The 19,337-nt window shown below is 58.4% G+C and carries 19 protein-coding genes and 3 tRNA genes; 13 read left to right on the top strand and 9 right to left on the bottom strand.

Annotation, left to right across the window (positions count from 1 at the left end; translation table 11 throughout):
* The first annotated feature begins 50 nt into the window (after positions 1–50).
* The 11 genes from ada (at position 51) to ACP7BN_RS20735 (ending at position 11,443) form a co-directional block, all read left to right on the top strand.
* Positions 51–1,124: a bifunctional DNA-binding transcriptional regulator/O6-methylguanine-DNA methyltransferase Ada gene (ada, locus tag ACP7BN_RS20785; protein ID WP_426205878.1), complete on the top strand. Its 1,074-nt coding sequence runs from the start codon at positions 51–53 to the stop codon at positions 1,122–1,124.
* A 163-nt stretch (positions 1,125–1,287) separates the two neighbouring features.
* On the top strand, positions 1,288–3,729 hold the full coding sequence (locus tag ACP7BN_RS20780; RefSeq protein ID WP_426205877.1) for an autotransporter: 2,442 nt from the start codon (positions 1,288–1,290) through the stop codon (positions 3,727–3,729).
* A 103-nt stretch (positions 3,730–3,832) separates the two neighbouring features.
* Positions 3,833–4,894: an NAD(P)H-dependent flavin oxidoreductase gene (locus ACP7BN_RS20775; RefSeq protein WP_426205876.1), complete on the top strand. Its 1,062-nt coding sequence runs from the start codon at positions 3,833–3,835 to the stop codon at positions 4,892–4,894.
* A gap of 91 nt (positions 4,895–4,985) precedes the next feature.
* Positions 4,986–5,753, top strand: a complete 768-nt coding sequence (gene modA, locus ACP7BN_RS20770; RefSeq protein ID WP_426205875.1) for a molybdate ABC transporter substrate-binding protein — start codon at positions 4,986–4,988, stop codon at positions 5,751–5,753.
* 1 nt (position 5,754) lies between these two features.
* Positions 5,755–6,435, top strand: coding sequence for a molybdate ABC transporter permease subunit (modB, locus tag ACP7BN_RS20765; protein WP_426205874.1), 681 nt, complete (start codon positions 5,755–5,757; stop codon positions 6,433–6,435).
* Between the two features lie 3 nt (positions 6,436–6,438).
* On the top strand, positions 6,439–7,518 hold the full coding sequence (modC, locus tag ACP7BN_RS20760) for a molybdenum ABC transporter ATP-binding protein (RefSeq protein ID WP_426205873.1): 1,080 nt from the start codon (positions 6,439–6,441) through the stop codon (positions 7,516–7,518).
* A gap of 72 nt (positions 7,519–7,590) precedes the next feature.
* A complete protein-coding gene (locus ACP7BN_RS20755; RefSeq protein ID WP_426205872.1) occupies positions 7,591–8,628 on the top strand; it encodes a DNA topoisomerase IB in 1,038 nt (345 codons plus the stop codon).
* A 144-nt stretch (positions 8,629–8,772) separates the two neighbouring features.
* Positions 8,773–10,410 carry an ABC-F family ATP-binding cassette domain-containing protein gene (locus tag ACP7BN_RS20750; RefSeq protein ID WP_426205871.1) on the top strand — a complete coding sequence of 546 codons (1,638 nt, stop codon included), beginning with the start codon at positions 8,773–8,775 and terminating at the stop codon, positions 10,408–10,410.
* A 70-nt stretch (positions 10,411–10,480) separates the two neighbouring features.
* Positions 10,481–10,711: a hypothetical protein gene (locus tag ACP7BN_RS20745; protein ID WP_420649113.1), complete on the top strand. Its 231-nt coding sequence runs from the start codon at positions 10,481–10,483 to the stop codon at positions 10,709–10,711.
* Between the two features lie 84 nt (positions 10,712–10,795).
* Positions 10,796–11,026 (top strand): hypothetical protein, encoded by a 231-nt coding sequence (locus ACP7BN_RS20740; RefSeq protein ID WP_420649114.1) that lies wholly within the window; start codon positions 10,796–10,798, stop codon positions 11,024–11,026.
* 132 nt (positions 11,027–11,158) lie between these two features.
* Positions 11,159–11,443, top strand: a complete 285-nt coding sequence (locus ACP7BN_RS20735) for a hypothetical protein (protein WP_426205870.1) — start codon at positions 11,159–11,161, stop codon at positions 11,441–11,443.
* Positions 11,444–11,570: 127 nt separating this feature from the next.
* On the opposite strand, the gene ACP7BN_RS20730 is transcribed toward ACP7BN_RS20735, so the two are convergent.
* The 8 genes from ACP7BN_RS20730 to ACP7BN_RS20695 form a co-directional block, all read right to left on the bottom strand.
* Complete coding sequence (locus ACP7BN_RS20730; RefSeq protein ID WP_426205869.1) at positions 11,571–11,810, bottom strand: YceK/YidQ family lipoprotein; 240 nt, start codon at positions 11,808–11,810, stop codon at positions 11,571–11,573.
* A 182-nt stretch (positions 11,811–11,992) separates the two neighbouring features.
* Positions 11,993–12,079, bottom strand: a tRNA-Leu gene (locus ACP7BN_RS20725).
* 196 nt (positions 12,080–12,275) lie between these two features.
* Positions 12,276–12,349 (bottom strand) — tRNA-Cys (locus tag ACP7BN_RS20720).
* Between the two features lie 45 nt (positions 12,350–12,394).
* Positions 12,395–12,470 (bottom strand) — tRNA-Gly (locus ACP7BN_RS20715).
* A gap of 60 nt (positions 12,471–12,530) precedes the next feature.
* A complete protein-coding gene (gene pgsA / locus ACP7BN_RS20710) occupies positions 12,531–13,091 on the bottom strand; it encodes a CDP-diacylglycerol--glycerol-3-phosphate 3-phosphatidyltransferase (RefSeq protein ID WP_420649117.1) in 561 nt (186 codons plus the stop codon).
* A 32-nt stretch (positions 13,092–13,123) separates the two neighbouring features.
* Positions 13,124–14,947 carry an excinuclease ABC subunit UvrC gene (uvrC, locus tag ACP7BN_RS20705; RefSeq protein WP_420649118.1) on the bottom strand — a complete coding sequence of 608 codons (1,824 nt, stop codon included), beginning with the start codon at positions 14,945–14,947 and terminating at the stop codon, positions 13,124–13,126.
* A gap of 5 nt (positions 14,948–14,952) precedes the next feature.
* Positions 14,953–15,594, bottom strand: coding sequence for a response regulator transcription factor GacA (gacA, locus tag ACP7BN_RS20700; RefSeq protein ID WP_420649119.1), 642 nt, complete (start codon positions 15,592–15,594; stop codon positions 14,953–14,955).
* A 127-nt stretch (positions 15,595–15,721) separates the two neighbouring features.
* Entirely contained in the window at positions 15,722–16,165 is a 444-nt protein-coding gene (locus ACP7BN_RS20695; RefSeq protein WP_426205868.1) for a GNAT family N-acetyltransferase, read from the bottom strand.
* 172 nt (positions 16,166–16,337) lie between these two features.
* Here ACP7BN_RS20695 and ACP7BN_RS20690 point away from each other — a divergent pair, with 172 nt between their 5' ends.
* Positions 16,338–16,466 (top strand): hypothetical protein, encoded by a 129-nt coding sequence (locus ACP7BN_RS20690; protein ID WP_426205867.1) that lies wholly within the window; start codon positions 16,338–16,340, stop codon positions 16,464–16,466.
* A gap of 336 nt (positions 16,467–16,802) precedes the next feature.
* Positions 16,803–17,879 carry a 3-deoxy-7-phosphoheptulonate synthase gene (locus ACP7BN_RS20685; RefSeq protein WP_426205866.1) on the top strand — a complete coding sequence of 359 codons (1,077 nt, stop codon included), beginning with the start codon at positions 16,803–16,805 and terminating at the stop codon, positions 17,877–17,879.
* A gap of 47 nt (positions 17,880–17,926) precedes the next feature.
* Here ACP7BN_RS20685 and ACP7BN_RS20680 read toward each other — a convergent pair whose 3' ends face one another.
* Complete coding sequence (locus ACP7BN_RS20680) at positions 17,927–19,045, bottom strand: hypothetical protein (protein ID WP_426205865.1); 1,119 nt, start codon at positions 19,043–19,045, stop codon at positions 17,927–17,929.
* Positions 19,046–19,337 lie beyond the last annotated feature (292 nt).

Below are 19,337 nucleotides of genomic sequence, written 5' to 3'. Positions count from 1 at the left end.
ACAACTGCGGCTGGTTAACCTGCATCAAACAGGTCAACGGACTCTCCATCATGAAAACGCCCCTTACTACGTCAGACACCGAAACCGACCCACGCTGGGCCGCCGTCGTCGCACGCGACCCACAAGCCGATGACCAATTTGTCTATGCAGTGAAAACCACCGGGGTGTATTGCCGCCCGAGCAGTCTGGCGCGTTTACCGAAACCGCAGAACGTGGTGTTTTTCGATACCGCACAAGATGCGGAAGCCGCAGGTTTTCGCCCGAGCAAGCGCGCGAGCAGGGATCAGACTGAAGTGCTGGCCCAACATGCCGCGAAGGTTGCAGCGGCGTGCCGACAGATCGAAACCTCTGAAGCGCTGCCGGCGTTGAATGACCTTGCACACGCTGCAGGATTGAGCCCTTTCCATTTCCATCGTGTGTTCAAAGCGGCCACCGGCCTGACCCCCAAGGGTTACGCGGCGGCTCATCGCTCGCGTCGAGTGCGCGAACGCCTGACCGATGGCGGCTCGGTGACTGACGCGCTTTACGAGGCTGGCTTCAATTCCAACAGCCGCTTTTATGAGGCTGCCGACCAACTGCTCGGGATGAAACCCGGCGATTACCGCGCGGCCGGGCAAAACAATGACATTCGGTTTGCCGTCGGGCAGTGCTCGCTGGGGGCGATACTCGTGGCGCAGAGCGCGCGCGGAGTCTGCGCAATTCTGTTGGGCGACGATCCGCATCAACTGGTTTGCGACCTGCAGGACAGATTCCGCCGCGCCAATCTGATCGGCGCAGACCGCGAGTTCGAGCAACTGATCGCCCAAGTCGTCGGCTTCATCGAAGCGCCCGCCATCGGCCTCGAGCTACCGCTGGATGTGCGCGGCACGGCCTTTCAGGAGCGGGTCTGGAAGGCCTTGCGCGAAATCCCGGTGGGCAGCACTGCCAGCTACGCCGACATTGCGCAGCGTATCGGCGCGCCAAAATCCATGCGCGCGGTTGCTCAGGCGTGCGGGGCCAACCACCTCGCAGTGGCGATCCCTTGCCACCGCGTAGTCAGCAGCGATGGCAATCTTTCCGGCTATCGCTGGGGCGTGGAGCGCAAGCGTGAGTTGCTGGCCCGCGAATCTGCTGTCAGCGATTGACGGCCACTAAAACCCGTCCGACGCGCGAATATCCCATCGCAACATTTTGCCCCACTCGACTTTCCACCAAACCACAAAACCAGCGGGTGAATCCTCGGCGGACGACTATGCTTTTTCGACGGCCCCGATTGCCACTGAAAAGCCTCTGTCGATGGAGTTGACGATGTCCCGCACGCGTAGTGTTTTTGCATGGCTGCTGCTCTGCTTGCTGACGGCAAATGTCGCTTGGGCTGCGCCTGCGCCCAAAGCCGCCGAGCCGGCCGCCGTCGAACCAAGCTGGCCGCAAGTCATAACCAGCGGCAAGGCGAAACTCACCGTGTATCAGCCGCAACTCGACAGTTGGGATGGCTACACCTTGCAAGCGCGCGCGGCAGTCGAAGCCACAGCTGCCGATGGCAAGGCGACTTACGGGATCGTGCAATTCAGTGCTCATACACTCGTCGACAAGGCCACACGCTGGGTGATGCTCGACCAATACAAACTGATCAAAGCCGATTTCCCCGCAGACGCCAGCCAGGCCGACATGTGGGTCGCGGCGCTGGAAAAAGACGCGGCAAAGCGCAAAAAAACCATTTCGCTTGATCAACTGGAGGCTGCTGTCGGTGTCCTCAATGCCGAACACCAAGCTGACGCAGCGACGCTGGAAAACACTCCACCGACAATCATCAGTTCGGACGTTCCGGGGTTGCTGGTGTATATCGACGGCGAAGCTGCCTACCGGCCGGTCGAGGGCACCGGTCTGCAGCGGGTCATCAATACCCGGCCGCTACTGCTCAAGGATGCTCAGGGCAAACACTACCTGCACGTATTCAATGGCTGGATGACCGCCGATCGGTTGAACGGCCCCTACACACGCCTGCCCTCGCCGCCCGCCGATCTGGAAAAAGCCAAAAAAGCTGCAATAGATAGCCGACAAGTGGATTTGCTGACGGGCCAGAGTGATCCCAAGGACAAGATCCCGGATCTGGCCAAACCGCCGCAACCCAAAATATTCATTGCCACCACACCCACCGAGTTGATCGTCACCGACGGTGCTGCGCAATGGCAGCCAATTCAGGGCACGCAACTGCTGTATGTCAGCAACACCACCGGACATATCTTCAAAGAGATTGGCGACCAGAGCAGCTACGTTTTGATCTCCGGGCGCTGGTTTCGCGCGGCAGACATGAACGGCCCGTGGACGTTTACGCCGGCCGACAAGCTGCCGGCTGACTTCGCCAACATCCCCGACGACAGTCCGAAAGAAAACGTCAAAGCTTCGGTGGCCGGCACCCCGCAAGCCAAGGAAGCCGCCATCGCTGCGACCATTCCGCAAACCTCGGCGATCAAGAAAAGCGCAGTGAAAATGAGCCCACCGCAGTTCGACGGCGAGCCGCAGCTCAAAGCGATCAACGGCACGCCACTGCAGTACGTGATCAACAGCGCCACGCCGATCCTGCGGGTCGACAACAACAGTTGGTACGCAGTAGAAAACGGTATCTGGTTCACCGCTGCAACGGTCAAAGGGCCGTGGGCAGTCGCCAGCTCGGTGCCGGCGGTGATCTATTCGATTCCACCGAGCTCGCCGATGCACTACCTCACCTACGTCAAAGTCTATGAATCCAGCGGCGACACCGTGGTAGTCGGTTACACGCCCGGTTATCAGGGTTCGACCCTCGATCCGGCAACCGGCGTGGTGGTTTACGGCACCGGTTATCCCTACACGCCGTGGGTCGGCAGCGTCTGGTACGGGCCGCCGGTGACCTACGGTTTCGGCGTCGCGATTCGCTACACGCCATGGACCGGCTGGACGTTCGGCTTCGGTTTCGGCTGGAGCTGGGGCGGCAGCACCGCTGCAATGGGCTGGGGCTGGGGCGCTTATCCGTGGTGGGGCAATTATGGCTGGGGTTACGCCTGGGGGCCGCGCCTGTATCCGGCGCCACTGGCCTGGGGCGGTGCGGCTTATGGCTATCGCGGCGGCGCGGTAGCGTGGGGCCCCGGTGGCTGGGCCGGTACCACCGGCAACATATACCGGCAATGGGGCGACCGGGCGACCGTCAGTCGTTACGGTTCGGGGTATAACGCGTGGACCGGCAATCGCTGGGCCGGTCAGGTCGGATCGTCGTATAACTCGCGCACCGGGATAGCCACGGCGGGCCAGCGCGGTGCGGTCCACAACGTCTACAACGGCAACTACGCGGCGGGTCGCAGCGGTATGGTGGCCGGGCCGAACGGCGGCGCGATTGCCGGTGGCCGCGTCACCGCTGGCAACGTGCGTAATGGCACGCAGGTCACGGCCAATCGCGGCGCGGTATACAACCCGAATACCGACAAAACCACCCAGTACGGCGGGGTTCGTGGGCGCAATAGCGGCGCGGCTCGCGTCGGCGACAACGTGTACGCCGGGCATGACGGCAACGTCTACAAGAAAACCGATGATGGCTGGCAGTCGATGGTCAGGGGCGGCACCAATCGCGCGCCGGTCAACAACAATGCCCAGCTGCAAAACCTCAATCGCGAATCTGCTGCACGCAATTCCGGTAACCAACGGCTGAACAATTTCCACAACTCCTCGCAGTTCATGAATCACTCGTTTGGCGGAGGCGGCGGATTGCATCGGCGCTGATGTGACTGCGGGCAGGCTGCAAATCTCGGCTGGTCATGCAGGACTGATTGCGTTAAAAAACCGCTCTAGCGCCCCTGCCCTGTTTCGACGTCGGAGAAATTCAATGAGCCAATGGCCAGATACTCGCATTCTCGATCTACTCGGTGTCGAGTTGCCGATCATCCAGGGGCCAATGGCCGGCGCCACCAATTCTTCGATGGTGATTGCGGTGTGTAACGCCGGCGGATTGGGTTCGATGCCAGCAGCGATGCTCAGCATCGAGCAATTGCGCGAGGAACTGAAAACCATCCGCCAAGGCACAAACAATCCCTTCAACGTGAACTTCTTCTGCCATCAGTCACCAGTTGCCGATGAGCGACGCGCGCAGGAATGGAAGAATCTGTTAGAGCCTTACTACCGCGAACTGGGCGCAGATTTCGACGCACCAACGCCGGTGTCCAACCGCGCACCATTCGACGCCGCGGCCTGTGAAGTGCTGGAAGAGTTTCGCCCGCAAGTGGTGAGCTTTCACTTCGGCCTGCCAGAGAAATCGCTGCTGGATCGGGTCAAGGCCACCGGCGCAAAAATCCTGTCCTCGGCGACCACGGTCGATGAAGCAATCTGGCTCGAGCAGAATGGCTGCGACGCAATCATCGCGATGGGCTACGAGGCTGGCGGCCATCGCGGGATGTTCCTCAGCGATGAACTGAGCACCCAGGTCGGCACTTTTGCCTTGGTGCCACAGATCGTCGATGCCGTAAGCCTACCGGTGATTGCGGCGGGAGCGATTGCTGATGCGCGCGGGGTCGCAGCGGCATTCATGCTTGGCGCGTCGGCGGCGCAGGTAGGCACCGCGTACCTGTTTGCCCACGAAGCAAAAGTCAGCGCTGCGCATCACAAAGCCTTGCGCACCGCCAAGGAAAGCCAGACCGCGATCACCAATCTGTTTACCGGCCGCCCGGCACGCGGGATTCTCAATCGGGTGATGCGTGAGATTGGGCCGATGTCGTCCTCTGCTCCGGCCTTCCCTCTGGCGGGTGGCGCTTTGTTGCCACTACGCGCCAAAGATGAAGCGGACTTCAGCAACCTCTGGGCCGGTCAGGCGTTTCCTTTGGGCAAAGACACCACTAGCGCTGAACTCACCCGGCAGTTGGCCGAAGGCGCCCGGGAAAAACTGACTCGCTGAATTCCCGCAGCCATCCAGTACTTCCCGTCTGACGGCGTTTCGCTATATATTTCGCTATATAGCGTTTTAGCCCTCGCAGCGGAGCCGTTTCATGACCATTCGTGCCTCACGTTTTGCCCCTGGTTGCCTGGCGTCCCTGATCGCGCTCTGCGCTTTCGGTAGCGCTCAGGCCGATGAAGTACAAGTCGCTGTCGCAGCAAACTTCACCGCACCGATCCAGGCCATCGCTGCCGATTTCGAAAAAGACACCGGGCACAAACTGGTCGCAGCCTACGGCGCTACTGGACAGTTCTACACCCAGATCAAAAACGGCGGGCCGTTCGAAGTCTTTCTCTCGGCGGATGACACCACTCCGGAAAAGCTCGAAAAAGAAGGTGAGACCGTCAAGGGCTCGCGCTTCACATACGCCATCGGCACGCTGGCGCTGTGGTCGGCCAAGGACGGTTACGTCGACTCCGAAGGCGAAGTCCTGAAGAAAAACGAATACCAACATCTGTCCATTGCCAATCCGAAAGCCGCGCCTTACGGCCTGGCTGCGACCCAAGTGCTGGAGAAACTCAAACTGACCGAAGCGAGCAAAGCCAAAATCGTCGAAGGCCAGAACATCACTCAGGCTTACCAATTCGTTTCCACCGGCAATGCCGAGCTGGGCTTCGTTGCTCTGTCGCAGATCTACAAGGACGGTAAAGTCACCAGCGGTTCAGCGTGGATCGTTCCGGCGAGCATGCACGACCCGATCAAACAAGATGCCGTGATCCTCACCAAAGGCAAGGACAACGCCGCCGCCAAAGCACTGGTCGAATACCTCAAAGGCCCGAAAGCCGCTGCGGTAATCAAATCCTACGGCTACCAGCTCTGACATGTCGCTGACGAGTGCTGATTTCGCAGCGATCTGGCTGACCCTGAAACTGGCGTCCCTGACCACCGTGATCCTGTTGATCATCGGCACTCCGATTGCGCTGTGGTTGTCGCGTACCCGCTCCTGGTTACGCGGCCCTGTCGGCGCAATCGTCGCCCTGCCCCTGGTGTTGCCACCGACCGTCATTGGTTTTTATCTGCTACTGGCGCTCGGTCCGCACGGGTATGTCGGCCAGTTCACGCAGTGGCTGGGGTTCGGCACGCTTACCTTCAGTTTCGCCGGATTGGTGATCGGTTCGGTGCTGTATTCCATGCCGTTCGTGGTGCAGCCGTTGCAAAACGCTTTCTCTGCGATTGGCACCCGCCCACTGGAAGTGGCCGCGACCTTGCGCGCCAATGCGTGGGACACTTTTTTCAGCGTGATCCTGCCGCTGGCCCGCCCCGGTTTCATCACAGCGGCGATCCTCGGGTTCGCGCATACCGTCGGCGAATTCGGCGTGGTGCTGATGATCGGCGGCAACATTCCCGACAAAACCCGTGTGGTTTCGGTGCAAATCTATGACCACGTCGAAGCCATGGAATACGCGCAAGCGCATTGGCTCGCGGGGGCCATGTTGGTATTTTCGTTTGTGGTGTTGCTGGCGCTGTATTCCAGCCGCAAGACTCGCGCGGGCTGGAGTTGATCGATGATTGATGCGCGTCTGAAACTGGCGTATTCAGGCTTCAGTCTGGATGTCGACTTGAAGTTGCCCGGCCGGGGCGTGACCGCCCTGTTCGGTCAATCCGGTTCTGGCAAAACCACCTGCCTGCGCTGTATCGCCGGCCTTGAGCGCGCCGAGCAGGCGTTCGTGCGCATCAATGACGAAGTCTGGCAGGACAGTGACAACGGCATCTTCGTACCGCCGCACAAACGTGCGGTGGGTTATGTATTTCAGGAAGCCAGCCTGTTCCCGCACCTTTCTGTGCTGGCCAATCTGCAATTCGGCTTCAAACGTATTCCAAAAGCTCAACGCCGGGTCGACATGGCGCACGCCACCGAGTTGCTCGGGATTGGCCATTTGCTTGAGCGGCATCCGCAGCATCTGTCCGGCGGCGAGCGCCAACGCGTCGGCATTGCTCGCGCGCTGCTCACCAGTCCGAAACTGCTGCTGATGGACGAACCGCTGGCGGCGCTCGACAGTCAGCGCAAAAGCGAAATCCTGCCGTATCTACAGCGTCTGCATGACGAACTGGATATCCCGGTGCTGTACGTCAGTCACGCGCAAGATGAAGTCGCGCGACTGGCTGATCACCTTGTCCTGCTCAGTGACGGTAAAGCGCTAGCCAGCGGCCCGATCGGCGAAACCCTCGCCCGCCTCGACCTGCCGCTGGCGATGGGCGATGACGCCGGCGTGGTGATTGAAGGTCAGGTCAGCGCCTACGATTCGGACTATCAATTGCTCACACTGCAACTCCCTGAGACGTTGCTGAGCATTCGCGTGACTCACGCACCGTTGGCCGTGGGCCAGGCCTTGCGTTGCAAAGTTCAGGCGCGGGACATCAGCCTGACGCTGCAAAACACCGAACACAGCAGCATCCTCAATCGCTTGCCGGTCACAGTGGTCACTGAACAGCCGGCAGATAATGCGGCGCATGTGTTGATCCGCCTCGACGCCGGTGGTACGCCGTTGCTGGCGCGAATCACACGTTATTCGCGCGATCAACTCGGCGTACATCCAGGCCAACAGCTCTGGGCGCAGATCAAGGCTGTCGCGGTACTGGCATAAATCCTTTGGCACTGCGGGCATGGCGTGCGGTCAATCGCATAACAGCCATCTATTGCCACCAGGAAACCTGCCATGCCAGACACCGCGCTCACCGATGTGCTGCCCTCCGACCTGCACTATGTTGATGACACGCAGCCAGGCATCACCCGCAAAAAGCTGCGCGGCAAGTTCTGTTATTTCGACCCGGCGGGCCAGCGCATCACTGATCCCGGAGAGATCAAACGCATCAATGCCCTCGCGGTGCCGCCGGCCTACGTTGATGTGTGGATCTGCAACGATCCGCGTGGTCACTTGCAAGCCACCGGCCGTGACGCGCGTGGCCGCAAACAATACCGCTATCACACGCGCTGGCGCGAGGTGCGCGATGCCGACAAATACTCGCGGCTGCGCGAGTTCGGCGCGGCCCTGCCCAAGTTGCGCAAACAACTCGAAGCACTGCTGGAGGCGCCCGGTTTCAGCCGCGACAAGGTCATGGCGACCGTGATTACTTTGCTCGACGCCACGCTGATCCGCGTCGGCAATACGCAATACGCCCGCGATAACCGTTCCTATGGCCTGACGACTTTGCGTAGCCGTCACGTCGAGGTCAACGGCAGTGCGATCCTGTTCCAGTTTCGCGGCAAGAGCGGCATCGAGCATCAGATCACGGTGAAAGATCGACGCCTGGCGCGGATCATCAAGCGCTGCCTGGAGCTTCCGGGGCAAAATCTGTTTCAGTATCTGGATGAAAACGGTGAGCGGCACACCGTCAGTTCCTCGGATGTGAACAGCTACTTGCAGAAGCTGACCGGCGCCGATTTCACCGCCAAGGATTACCGCACCTGGGCCGGCAGTGCACTGGCGTTGTCGGTATTACGCGAACTGCAATGGGAGTCGGAGGCCGAAGCCAAGCGGCATGTGGTGGAAATGGTCAAAGGTGTGGCCCGGCAACTCGGCAACACGCCGGCGGTGTGCCGCAAGTGCTACATCCACCCGGCGGTGGTCGAACATTTCATGCTGGGTGCGTTGGCGGAATTGCCGCGCCCACGCTTGCGCAAAGGGCTGCGCGCAGAGGAAGTTGCACTGGCGACATTTCTTGAGCAGATGTCTGAAGTGGCAGCCGCGCCTTGATCCTCGGGCGTTCCTCGGCTAGTCTGCCGGGCTTCCCTTCCCTCAGGACGACCGCAGAAGTGAACAACTAAGCCTTCAAAAATGTAATCGCGACATGCGCTTCAGGGTGCTTGTCAGTGTTCACGACATTTTTCGGAGGTGCCGATGACTCACGTCTCGCGTACGCCTGCTCTCGTCTCCCTCAATCAGCTGGGTTTTCAGTTGGCTGATGGCCAGACGATTTTCACTGCGCTGAATCTGCAATTCGACCACACACCAACGGCCATCGTCGGACGCAACGGTGTCGGTAAAAGCCTGCTCGCACGCCTGCTAGCCGGATCCTTGCAGCCCACTAGCGGCAGCGTGGTCAGCTCGGTAGCGATCGCTTATGTGCCGCAAAATTTTATCCATGAACCTTGGCAAACGGTTGCTCAAGCCACGGGAACAGCCTCGATTCTTGAAGCGCTGGATCGGCTAAGTCAAGGCTGCGCAACGGTCGAGGATTTCGACGTGATTGGCGAGCGCTGGGATATGGCCGAGCGCTTGCGCCGCGCGCTAGATGGCGCAGGCTTGCCCGAGGTTGCTTTCACCGATCTGACACAGCACCTGAGCGGCGGCCAACAAGCGCGCATTGCCCTGATCGGCGCCTTTCTGAGCGAGGCATCGATGCTGGTTCTGGACGAGCCAAGCAACCACCTGGATGCGCCCGGCCGACAATGGTTGATGAATACTTTCGAGCGCTGGCGCGGGGGCCTGATCGTTGTCAGTCATGATCGACAACTGCTTGAAGGTATGCAGCGGATCATCGAGCTGAGCGTATCGGGTGTCAGCGAGTTCGGTGGCAATTACTCAGCCTTTCGCGAGCATCAGCGCACTCACCAAGCCGCAGCGCAAGCTCGACTTGCTCAAGCCAGAAGCGAACGTCAGCGCGAACGCCTGCGTTTGCAACGTGAACACGACACGATTCAGCGCCATGCGGCTGGTGCCCGACGCCACGCCGACACCGCCAACGTGGCCGGTTTCGAGCGAGCCGCCATGAAAAGCGCCGCCAAGGACATCATGGGCCATGTCCGCTCGAATCATCAGGCGCGCAAATCTGAACTGGACGCGCAGGTCACTGAGGCCTTTCTCAAGGTTGCGCCCATGGAGGGCGTAATGATCAACCTGCCGGGCAGTGCTGTGCCGATGGGGCGGCAAGTCTGCACGCTGGTGGAAGCTGGTTTACCGTGGTTGCCGATAGAAGCGCCGTCAACCCGGCTCACCCTCACGCTGGGTGGCCCGATGCGCGTGGCCGTCCGCGGCCCCAACGGTTGTGGCAAGTCGACTTTGCTGAGAATGCTCGCTGATGAACTCGCACCGGTAAGCGGTACCTGCGCAACGAATGTGCCTTGGGCTTTCCTGGATCAGCATCTGACATTACTCGATGATCAACAGAGCATCATTGAGCAACTGATCGCGCAGGGCACTCCGTTGAGCGAGGGCACCTTGCGCAGTTACCTCGCCCGATTGCAATTGGAGGCCAGGCAGGTCACGCAACCCTGCGGGTCGCTAAGTGGCGGCGAGCGCTTGAAAGCTGCGCTGGCTTTGGCAGTCTGGCGCAAGACACCCGCGCAACTGCTCCTGCTGGATGAGCCGACCAACCATCTGGATCTGCCATCGACAGAGGCTTTCGAAGAGTCTTTACAGACATTTCCTGGCGCAATTGTCGCCGTTTCCCACGATCAGAATTTCCTCCAGGCGCTGAATCCCAGCCACTGCCTGCAATGGCACCGAACAGGCTGGGAGCTGTACCCGACGAACTGACTGTCTATTTTTTGCACGATTGGCCCAGGCTTCTATAGTTCATCTGACACAAATCAGCTGCGGTGAAGCCATGGAAGACATTTTCGTAGTGAAACGCTGCAACAAGATCATCATCCACGGCCGTCGTGCTGGAGAAAGCCAACACGCGCCGGCTGAAGCCACAGTGTGGTTTCGCATTTGCGATACGCGCACGGCTGGTTTCATCGGCGATGGCTACGATGTTGAAGAAGATGCCATGCATGAATGTCGCCGACTCAACACCGCCAGCGCGCCATCACCTGCCCGGGAGTCCTCCGGCTGATGCCGATCATTTTCGGGCCTATACTGAGATTTGCTTAACGCAACGCGTACTGACGATTCACAACTTTTTGAACGGAGGTGTCACATGTCCGAAAAAGAGTCCATCACCACCCTTCTCACCTTGCTCGACGCTCGCGAGGCACGCCTGGCGGCCGCTTGCAAAGACATCGCCGACTGGGTCGACCACCAAGGCGGCCACCCGACCGCACTACGTATCCGTGATCGACTGAACGATATCGAAAAGGATACTCCGCTGATTCGCAGGACCTTGTCCTCGCTCAGACCGGCCGATCGGCCGCTGCCGCGGTTCAGGTAGTTAGCAGTCTGCAATCACGACTGGCGGTTGAGCGACGCTACTGTCGCCAGCTGCTGCCTGGGATAATCGTGTTACCGAACGCCCTTGGTGATTAAAGGTCAAAACCTTTACACGTCACCAAGGAGACGTCTCATGGTCATTCACTTCAAAGTCGACGGGCACCTCGCCTGCGGCCACAACGGTAATAACCTCTCCTCCAGCCGCGAACTCAACCAAGTCAAGTGCCGCAGCTGCCGCAATACCGATGCCTACAAAGATGCTCGCAAGAGCCAACGCAATCGCGCACGGCGAACTTCTCGCAAGACCATTACGCCGCACGCTGCCGGTAACTGGCGTTCGGAGTGGACTGAACGACTGACGGCGATGATCGGACTGCAACGTCTGCCTCGAGGCTTCGCCGGACAAGCATTCGTCTGATGTTCGAGCAAAAAAAATGGGCCGATCAGATCGGCCCATTTGCATTAGTGATTGCCTTGCAGCTTCTTCGTATGACGGCTAGGTGACGACAATCTCGCGCAGACACACTTCGACGCTTGCGAATCGATCAAAGGTTGCAGGTGTACTGATATTCGAAGGGGAAAAATAGCGTATCGACAACCAATGAGAACGGTGCGTCGATCAGTAAAAAAGGAATCAGCTTTCCTTTAGATGTACCTACCAGCCACCAGTCAAATCGTACCCCGATGTAAGGACATCGATGTTTGTCGTAATCCATTCGCGTGGCAACTGCCGCACACGCGCTCAGACTGGTGATCAAAATCAGCAAAATCAGTTTCCGAAACAAGTAACTTCCTTATTACTTTTGCGTTTGGCTGGGCAGTGCATTTGGAATTGGATTTGAACGGAGATGTACGTTACGCCGACGGAATGACGTGTGAAGCGCGTGTTGCTGAGCATAAGCAATATTTTGCGGAGCAAAAGAATAAGGGCCTGCATGAGGTATCTCACGCAAGCCCTTGATATTCATGGTGCCCGAAGCCGGAATCGAACCGGCACGCCCTTACGAGCGGGGGATTTTAAGTCCCATGCGTCTACCAGTTTCGCCATTCGGGCGGTAGCGCGGTGTTGCATTGCTCTGTTGTTGAATCACGATCCTGACAGGGTCAGCACCGCAGCAAGCAGAGGGGAAATATATACATCACTTCCCGGTGACGCAAGTTGGCGAGAGTCGTTTTCAAGACTAAATCTTTCAACTTTTTCGCCAATAAAAAAGCTCCGTAAATCATGGATCTACGGAGCTTGTTTATAGTGGAGGCCGAGGTCGGAATCGAACCGGCGTAGGTGGATTTGCAATCCACTGCATAACCATTTTGCTACTCGGCCTCAAAGCATCTGCTGTCAGTAGCACAACAACAAACACGTACAAATTGGAGCGGGAAACGAGACTCGAACTCGCGACCCCGACCTTGGCAAGGTCGTGCTCTACCAACTGAGCTATTCCCGCTTGGTGTGGCGCATTCTATAGAATCCAGAAGCCCCGTCAACCCTTTGATTCAAAAAAGTTTTATTTCTTTTCAACATCAGTCTTCAGATGCGGCCAGGCAGCCCGCAGGTATTGAACCATCGACCACAACGTCAGGCCGGCAGACACGATCAACAATGCATAACCCAATACGACCCAGAAGTTGAAAGCCTTCGGCGTGGCCAGCAAGATCACCAGTGCGAGCATTTGCGCAGCAGTTTTCCATTTGCCCAGATTCGAGACGGCGACGTGCGCACGAGCGCCCAGTTCTGCCATCCACTCGCGCAGTGCAGAAATAACAATCTCGCGACCAATGATCACGGCGGCCGGCAGAGTCAGCCAAAGATTGCCGTGCTCTTGAACCAGCAGCACAAGCGCAACCGCGACCATCAGTTTATCAGCGACAGGGTCAAGGAACGCGCCAAACGGCGTGCTTTGCTCAAGGCGTCGCGCCAAATAGCCATCCAGCCAGTCAGTCGCGGCAGCGAATGCGAAGACCGAACTTGAAGCGAGATAACTCCATTCGTACGGGAGATAGAACAGCAAAATGAAGATCGGGATGAGCAGGACGCGGAGAACGGTAATCAGATTCGGGATATTCATCGGCACAACTGGCTACGAGGTGAATGGGCATTCTACTCACTATGCAGGTTTGCATAAATCGACTCTGCTAGCTTTTTACTGATCCCCGGCGCTTTGGCGATCTCTTCGATGCTTGCACGAGACAGCTCCTGCAATCCACCAAAATGTTTCAACAAGTCGCGACGCCGGGTTGGCCCCACACCCGCAACGCCTTCCAGCGTTGACGTACGCCGGGTTTTACCGCGGCGCGCGCGATGGCCAGTGATTGCAAAGCGGTGAGCTTCGTCGCGAATCTGCTGGATCAAGTGCAACGCGGGCGAATCTCCACGCAATGTGAACTCATGCGCTGCATCATTAAGATACAAAGTCTCGAAGCCCGCCTTGCGTGTAGCACCCTTGGCAACGCCCAACAGAATCAGATCGGGCACAGCCAGTTCATTGAGAACATCGCGCGCCATCGACAACTGACCTTTACCACCGTCCACCAGCAAAATGTCCGGCAACTTGCCCTCGCCGTCTTTTAGCTTGCTGAAACGTCGGGTCAAGGCCTGGTGCATTGCCGCGTAATCATCGCCAGCCGTTACGCCTTCAATGTTGTAGCGCCGGTAATCTGATTTGATCGGACCTTCCGGGCCGAACACCACGCAGGAAGCGACCGTCGCCTCACCGCTGGAGTGACTGATGTCATAGCATTCGAGACGTTGCGGCGGTTCATCCAGATTCAGCACTTCGGCCAGTGCTTCGAAGCGCGCGGCCACATGTTGTCGGTTGGCCAGTCGCGCGCCAAGCGCCTGCTCGGCATTGGTCACGGCCAATTGCTGCCAACGCGCACGCGTACCGCGAACCCGATGGCTGATCGCCAACTCGCGACCGCGCAGCGTCTGAATACCTTCGATCAGCGCCGGAAAGTCTTCATGGACCACGTTGACAATCAATTCACTCGGCAAGTCGCGCTCCGGGCTGGTAATGAAGTATTGTCCCAGAAACGCCGCCATGACCTCGGACACATCTTCTTCAATACCAACCTGTGGGAAGAAGTTCTTGCTGCCCAGGACGCGCCCTCCCCGCACGCTGATCAGATGCACACAGGCGCCACCAGGATTGACGAAGGCGGCGATTACATCGATATCACCGGTGCCGCCTTCCATGCTCTGTTGATCCTGAACCCGGCGCAGCAAGCCGATCTGGTCGCGCAGTTCGGCAGCTCGTTCGAACTCGAGGTTGACCGCCGCCTCTTCCATCGCTGCTGAAAGCTCGTTGGTCAACGCATGACTGCGCCCCTCGAGAAACATCACCGAGTGGCGCACGTCTTCCGCGTAGATTTCAGGCTCGACCAACCCGACACACGGCGCCTTGCAACGTTTGATCTGATATTGCAGGCACGGACGGGTGCGGTTTTTGTAATAGCTGTCTTCACACTGACGAACGAAAAACGTTTTTTGCAGCAAGCTGAGGCTTTCGCGGATCGCCCCGGCGCTCGGATAAGGGCCGAAATACTTGCCCTTGGCCTTCTTGGCGCCGCGATGAATACTCAGTCGCGGGAATTGTCCGTCAGACAGAAATACATACGGATAGGACTTATCGTCGCGCAACAGAATGTTGTACGGCGGCCGCCACTCCTTGATCAGGTTTTGCTCAAGCAGCAGCGCTTCGGTCTCATTGGCGGTGATAGTCGTTTCGACTTGGGCGATACGCCCGACCAGAGCCGCAGTTTTCGGCGCCAGACCGGTCTTGCGAAAGTAACTGGCCAGGCGTTTCTTCAGATTCTTGGCTTTGCCGACATAGAGCAAACGCGCATCGCTGTCGAACATGCGATAAACGCCTGGACGCCCGCTGACAGTCGACAGAAAGGCGCTGGGATCAAAAGTCTCGGTCATGATGGTCAGAGGCTGGCGTCAACCATGCCGTGACGAACTGCCAGAAGCGTCAGCTCGACATCGCTGCTGATCGATAGCTTCTCGAAAATGCGGTAGCGGTAGGTATTCACGGTTTTCGGTGACAGGCATAACTTGTCGGAAATGATCTGGACTTTCTGACAGCCGACAATCATCAACGCGATCTGGATTTCACGCTCGGAAAGCGCATCGAACGGAGAATCGCTGGTTGGCTGGAAAGATTTGATCGCCAGTTGCTGGGCAATCTGCGGGCTGATATAGCGCTGGCCGGCAAATACCAGACGGATGGCCTGCACCATCTCAGGCAGTCCGGCGCCCTTGGTCAGATAACCCGCAGCTCCGGCCTGCAGGAGTCGTGTAGGAAACGGATCCTCTTCGCACACGGTGACAGCGACCACCTTGACGTCAGGGTGACTGCGCAGCAGTTTGCGCGTGGCTTCGAGACCGCCGATGCCAGGCATCTTGACGTCCATCAGCACCACGTCGGGCTTCAACTCTCGAGCCTTGATCAGGGATTCTTCCCCGGATTCGGCCTGGCCAACTACTTGTAGGCCATCGATATCGGCCAGCATCCGTGTAATGCCTGTACGAACGAGATCGTGGTCATCGACCACTAGCACCCTAATCAAGCAGACACCTCGCGATATGGTCTTATTGGGATGGCTGACACCTTAGCAAAAAGAGCCAGACAGACCTAGCGGCAAGCCGCATATAAAAAGTTTCAATTCATCATGGAGGGCTTGTCGGCCGTGGATTTCAGAGCACAGCTGTACTCAAATCCAGCTGCATTCTCAGGAAACACTCGTCCTCACCCTGCAGGATCAATCCCTTTCGCTCATACAGACTTCGCGCCGGATTATTGTGGAAAACCGTCAGGCGCAATGCCGCGCGCTTTTCCTCCCGCGCCACCGCAATAACCTGATCGATCGCCCAGGATCCCGCGCCCCGTCCTTGCCACGCTGGTGCAACCTGCAATTCGCGGATGTATAAGGCACGTGCATCGCGGCTCAGGCTGAAATAGCCAACTTGCTCAGCACCATGCCCGATCAGCCAATTGTCCCGGCCGAGCCAGGCCACATCAAACGCCTCGTCTTGCCAAAGCAAGTCGTGCTGAATGTAGTAGCGCAGCATATTCCTGCAAGTGAGTTCTCGAACAAATGACAGGTCGGCCAGCGTTGCTCGGTGTAATTGGAACGTCATCACCCCTCCCGTAACAATGAATCGCCGATCTTGCGAAGCGCAAATCCCAGAGTGTGTCAGAACATCGGGGGCAATCAACCGATAGCCAACGTTTCGCCCATTCAATAGCAATTTCTGATTGCTGACGCGCGGCAGGCTCTAGTAAGCTCGGCGCATCCATCGGAGACAGCTCATGTTCAACGCCCTTCACCAGCTTCACACCGCCAGCGCCCTGCGTTCGGTTGCGGCTGCCCGGGTGAACAACGTCTGCGCTCCGGTCAGCTTTTATTTTGGGTATTGGTTTAGCCACTGGCGCGCCTGATACCCACACGGCGCCCATACAGACGGGTCGCCTACCAGAGAATTCTCAACCCCCGGTCGGCCTCCCGACCGGGGGTTTTGTTTTTTCAGGCCCCACACTTTTCAGTATCACACCAGACACTTTGAGGAATCACCACATGAACTACGCCACTTATTACCGCTACGACAGTTTTACCGCATGGCGATTTACCAGCCGCCGCTCGGGACAGCCTGCCGCCTCCGATCGGTCACCCACAGGTGGCAAGCACACGCACGCAGCCAGTACGGCCAATTGTCGAACACCCCAGTAGGGCCGAGCGAGCGGGAAGCACCCGCCGCCAGCCCAGGAAATCTGAATATGAACTCGTCCATCTCTGCTCTGCCGCTGTCCACCCTCACTTCTGCCAACGAAGCGCTGACCGTACGTCTGCCCAGCTCGTTGCAACTCAAACAGCAATTGCCACTGAGCAATGAGCTGAGCCAGCAAATCAGTGCCCATCGCCAAGCCGTTCGGGCGATCCTCGACGGCCACGACAGCCGTTTACTGGTGATCGTCGGCCCCTGCTCGATTCATGACCCACAATCCGCGCTCGAATACGCTGGCAAACTCGCACGCCTCGCCGATGAGGTCAGCAATGAAATGCTGCTGGTCATGCGTGCCTACGTGGAGAAACCGCGCACCACGATCGGCTGGAAAGGCCTGGCGTACGACCCTGATCTCGACGGCAGCGATGACATGGCCACCGGCCTGTCCCTGTCGCGCGGTTTGATGCTGGAAATGACTCGCCTTGGTTTGCCTGTCGCGACCGAATTGCTGCAACCGATGGCAGCCGGCTACTTCGATGACCTGCTGAGTTGGGTCGCCATCGGCGCGCGCACCACCGAATCACAGATTCACCGGGAAATGGCCAGCGGATTGGGTATCCCGGTCGGGTTCAAAAACGGTACCGACGGCGGTGTCGCGGTAGCCGTCGACGCCATGCGCTCGGCTGCTCACCCGCATCGCCACTTTGGGGTAGATAGCCAGGGGCATCCGGCAATCATCCCGACCTTGGGCAACCCGGATACGCATCTGGTACTGCGCGGCGGTCATTCGGGCCCGAACTACGACAGCGCAAGCGTGGCCCGGATCCGCACCGAGCTTGCCCGCTTGAAGATCCCGAGCCGGATCATGGTCGATTGCAGCCACGCCAACAGCGGCAAAGATCCGCTGCGTCAGCCGAGCGTGTTCAACGACGTGTTGGAGCAACGCCTGCAAGGTGACCATTCGCTGGTCGGCATGATGCTCGAGTCGCATCTGTTCGAAGGCTGCCAGCCATTGGGGACATCGCTGCGCTACGGCGTTTCCGTGACCGACGGCTGCCTCGGTTTCGATGCGACAGAGCGCCTGCTGGTGGACGCGGCAGCTCGCCTGCGCAAGCGTTCCCGGAGCTGAAAGTGACTGCAGCCTTGCAGAGTATGCGCACTCCGCAAGGCTGCACATCATGCTTGTACCCGCAACACGGTTACGCCGGATAGCTGGGTTGCTTCATCCAGTCGTTCAATGGAAAACGAAACGCGCACCTCGGTATCCACGTGCTCCCGCCAGAACTCATATGGAACATTGAATTCCAGTGGTTGCGAGACCATCGCGCCAGTGATTTCCCGATCCTCGCGATGAGAGAAACTCTCGCCATCGCATTTGAGATAAACCAGTTCGCCATCTTCTACTTGCGCATCACTGATCAGTGCAGTGACGCCATCATTGGCATCCTGCAAATCGAGCACACCATCTATTGCCTCGAGTATTTGCGGGGCTTCCAACAGACCTCTTTCCTGCGCCGCGATCATGATTCGTGTGACCCCGGATTCGCGGATCGCCGTGCTTCGTTGCTCGACGCGGTACCGCACGGTTACTTCGCTGCCAATATGCGCGGAGATTGACTCGGGAGGAATGCCAAATACCAGTGGCTGGCCCACAGCGAAAGGCTCGACGATCAGTTGATCCTCAAACATCGCGCTCCCCGGCGCCACGCCCCAGAACAACCAGATGCGGTCACCGGCAGCCATCCACGCGTAGGGCCGGATCGTGGCCGAGGTGCCATGCGTAACCCTCGCCGGATCAAGGTGTGCTCTGATCGCGTCGTCAATGATCGCCGGCAACAAGCTGCCGCGAACATCTCCGACATCCAGCTGCAATCGGTCAGAAGTCACGGGGGTCGGGATTCTGCTGCTGGTCAGCGTCCAGAAAACCTCTAGTGTCCCCCCATCCAGCGCAGCGATGTGAGCGCTTCTGACAACGAAAACAACCTCCTTTCCCAGTTGAAGTTGACTCACAAAGCGGATGCTTTCGTGACGGTACGGCAAGCCGTCCATATCCAGACCAGTCCAGCTCAACATCAGCCTGTCGCCGCACGCCATGCCGGGGTAAGGCGCAATACGCACCACAACCTGTTGCAGTGACGGATCAAGCACCGTTCCATTTACCGCATCGAGCGCCGGTGGATCGAGGGTTACTTCGTGTTCGCGCTTGCAACAGAGCACAGGCAGCTTTGGCTTTTTCGCCATTACCCGAGCGCTAAGCCTTGTTGTTGCCAGCGTTGGTGCATCTCGCCTCTTCATATACCGCTCCATTCCCTGGATTAACCACGCAGCCAGCCTGCCGCGAGCAAGAGCCTTTATTGAACCCGTTTCGTGGTCATTGCGATGTCAGCTCCAGGCGCCTTGGGTGCGAGTCAACAGCGCCCAGGAAGGTAGGCAACTGCGAGAAAATCACTCTGGATGACGTAAAAGATGTCCAGTTATTCCGATCCGGATTTCAGAAAGTAGAGATATTTCGCACGCACGCTGATCCGAATTCCAGCAAACGACAAAGACTCTTCATACATCGCCAGCGCCGTGAGTGTTTTAGAGT

The sequence above is a fragment of the Pseudomonas sp. TWP3-1 genome (genome assembly GCF_049896625.1).
Taxonomy (GTDB): domain Bacteria; phylum Pseudomonadota; class Gammaproteobacteria; order Pseudomonadales; family Pseudomonadaceae; genus Aquipseudomonas.
The sequence above is the reverse complement of the archived record's forward strand: the minus strand, read 5'-3'. Positions and strand labels throughout refer to the sequence as shown.

Excerpts from the sequence above, each read along its gene's own strand:
- ada (WP_426205878.1), top strand. The coding sequence starts at position 51 with ATGAAAACGCCCCTTACTACGTCAGACACCGAAACCGACCCACGCTGG.
- ACP7BN_RS20780 (WP_426205877.1), top strand. The coding sequence starts at position 1,288 with ATGTCCCGCACGCGTAGTGTTTTTGCATGGCTGCTGCTCTGCTTGCTG.
- ACP7BN_RS20775 (WP_426205876.1), top strand. The coding sequence starts at position 3,833 with ATGAGCCAATGGCCAGATACTCGCATTCTCGATCTACTCGGTGTCGAG.
- modA (WP_426205875.1), top strand. The coding sequence starts at position 4,986 with ATGACCATTCGTGCCTCACGTTTTGCCCCTGGTTGCCTGGCGTCCCTG.
- modB (WP_426205874.1), top strand. The coding sequence starts at position 5,755 with ATGTCGCTGACGAGTGCTGATTTCGCAGCGATCTGGCTGACCCTGAAA.
- modC (WP_426205873.1), top strand. The coding sequence starts at position 6,439 with ATGATTGATGCGCGTCTGAAACTGGCGTATTCAGGCTTCAGTCTGGAT.
- ACP7BN_RS20755 (WP_426205872.1), top strand. The coding sequence starts at position 7,591 with ATGCCAGACACCGCGCTCACCGATGTGCTGCCCTCCGACCTGCACTAT.
- ACP7BN_RS20750 (WP_426205871.1), top strand. The coding sequence starts at position 8,773 with ATGACTCACGTCTCGCGTACGCCTGCTCTCGTCTCCCTCAATCAGCTG.
- ACP7BN_RS20745 (WP_420649113.1), top strand. The coding sequence starts at position 10,481 with ATGGAAGACATTTTCGTAGTGAAACGCTGCAACAAGATCATCATCCAC.
- ACP7BN_RS20740 (WP_420649114.1), top strand. The coding sequence starts at position 10,796 with ATGTCCGAAAAAGAGTCCATCACCACCCTTCTCACCTTGCTCGACGCT.
- ACP7BN_RS20735 (WP_426205870.1), top strand. The coding sequence starts at position 11,159 with ATGGTCATTCACTTCAAAGTCGACGGGCACCTCGCCTGCGGCCACAAC.
- pgsA (WP_420649117.1), bottom strand. The coding sequence starts at position 13,091 with ATGAATATCCCGAATCTGATTACCGTTCTCCGCGTCCTGCTCATCCCG.
- uvrC (WP_420649118.1), bottom strand. The coding sequence starts at position 14,947 with ATGACCGAGACTTTTGATCCCAGCGCCTTTCTGTCGACTGTCAGCGGG.
- ACP7BN_RS20695 (WP_426205868.1), bottom strand. The coding sequence starts at position 16,165 with ATGACGTTCCAATTACACCGAGCAACGCTGGCCGACCTGTCATTTGTT.
- ACP7BN_RS20690 (WP_426205867.1), top strand. The coding sequence starts at position 16,338 with ATGTTCAACGCCCTTCACCAGCTTCACACCGCCAGCGCCCTGCGTTCG.
- ACP7BN_RS20685 (WP_426205866.1), top strand. The coding sequence starts at position 16,803 with ATGAACTCGTCCATCTCTGCTCTGCCGCTGTCCACCCTCACTTCTGCC.
- ACP7BN_RS20680 (WP_426205865.1), bottom strand. The coding sequence starts at position 19,045 with ATGAAGAGGCGAGATGCACCAACGCTGGCAACAACAAGGCTTAGCGCT.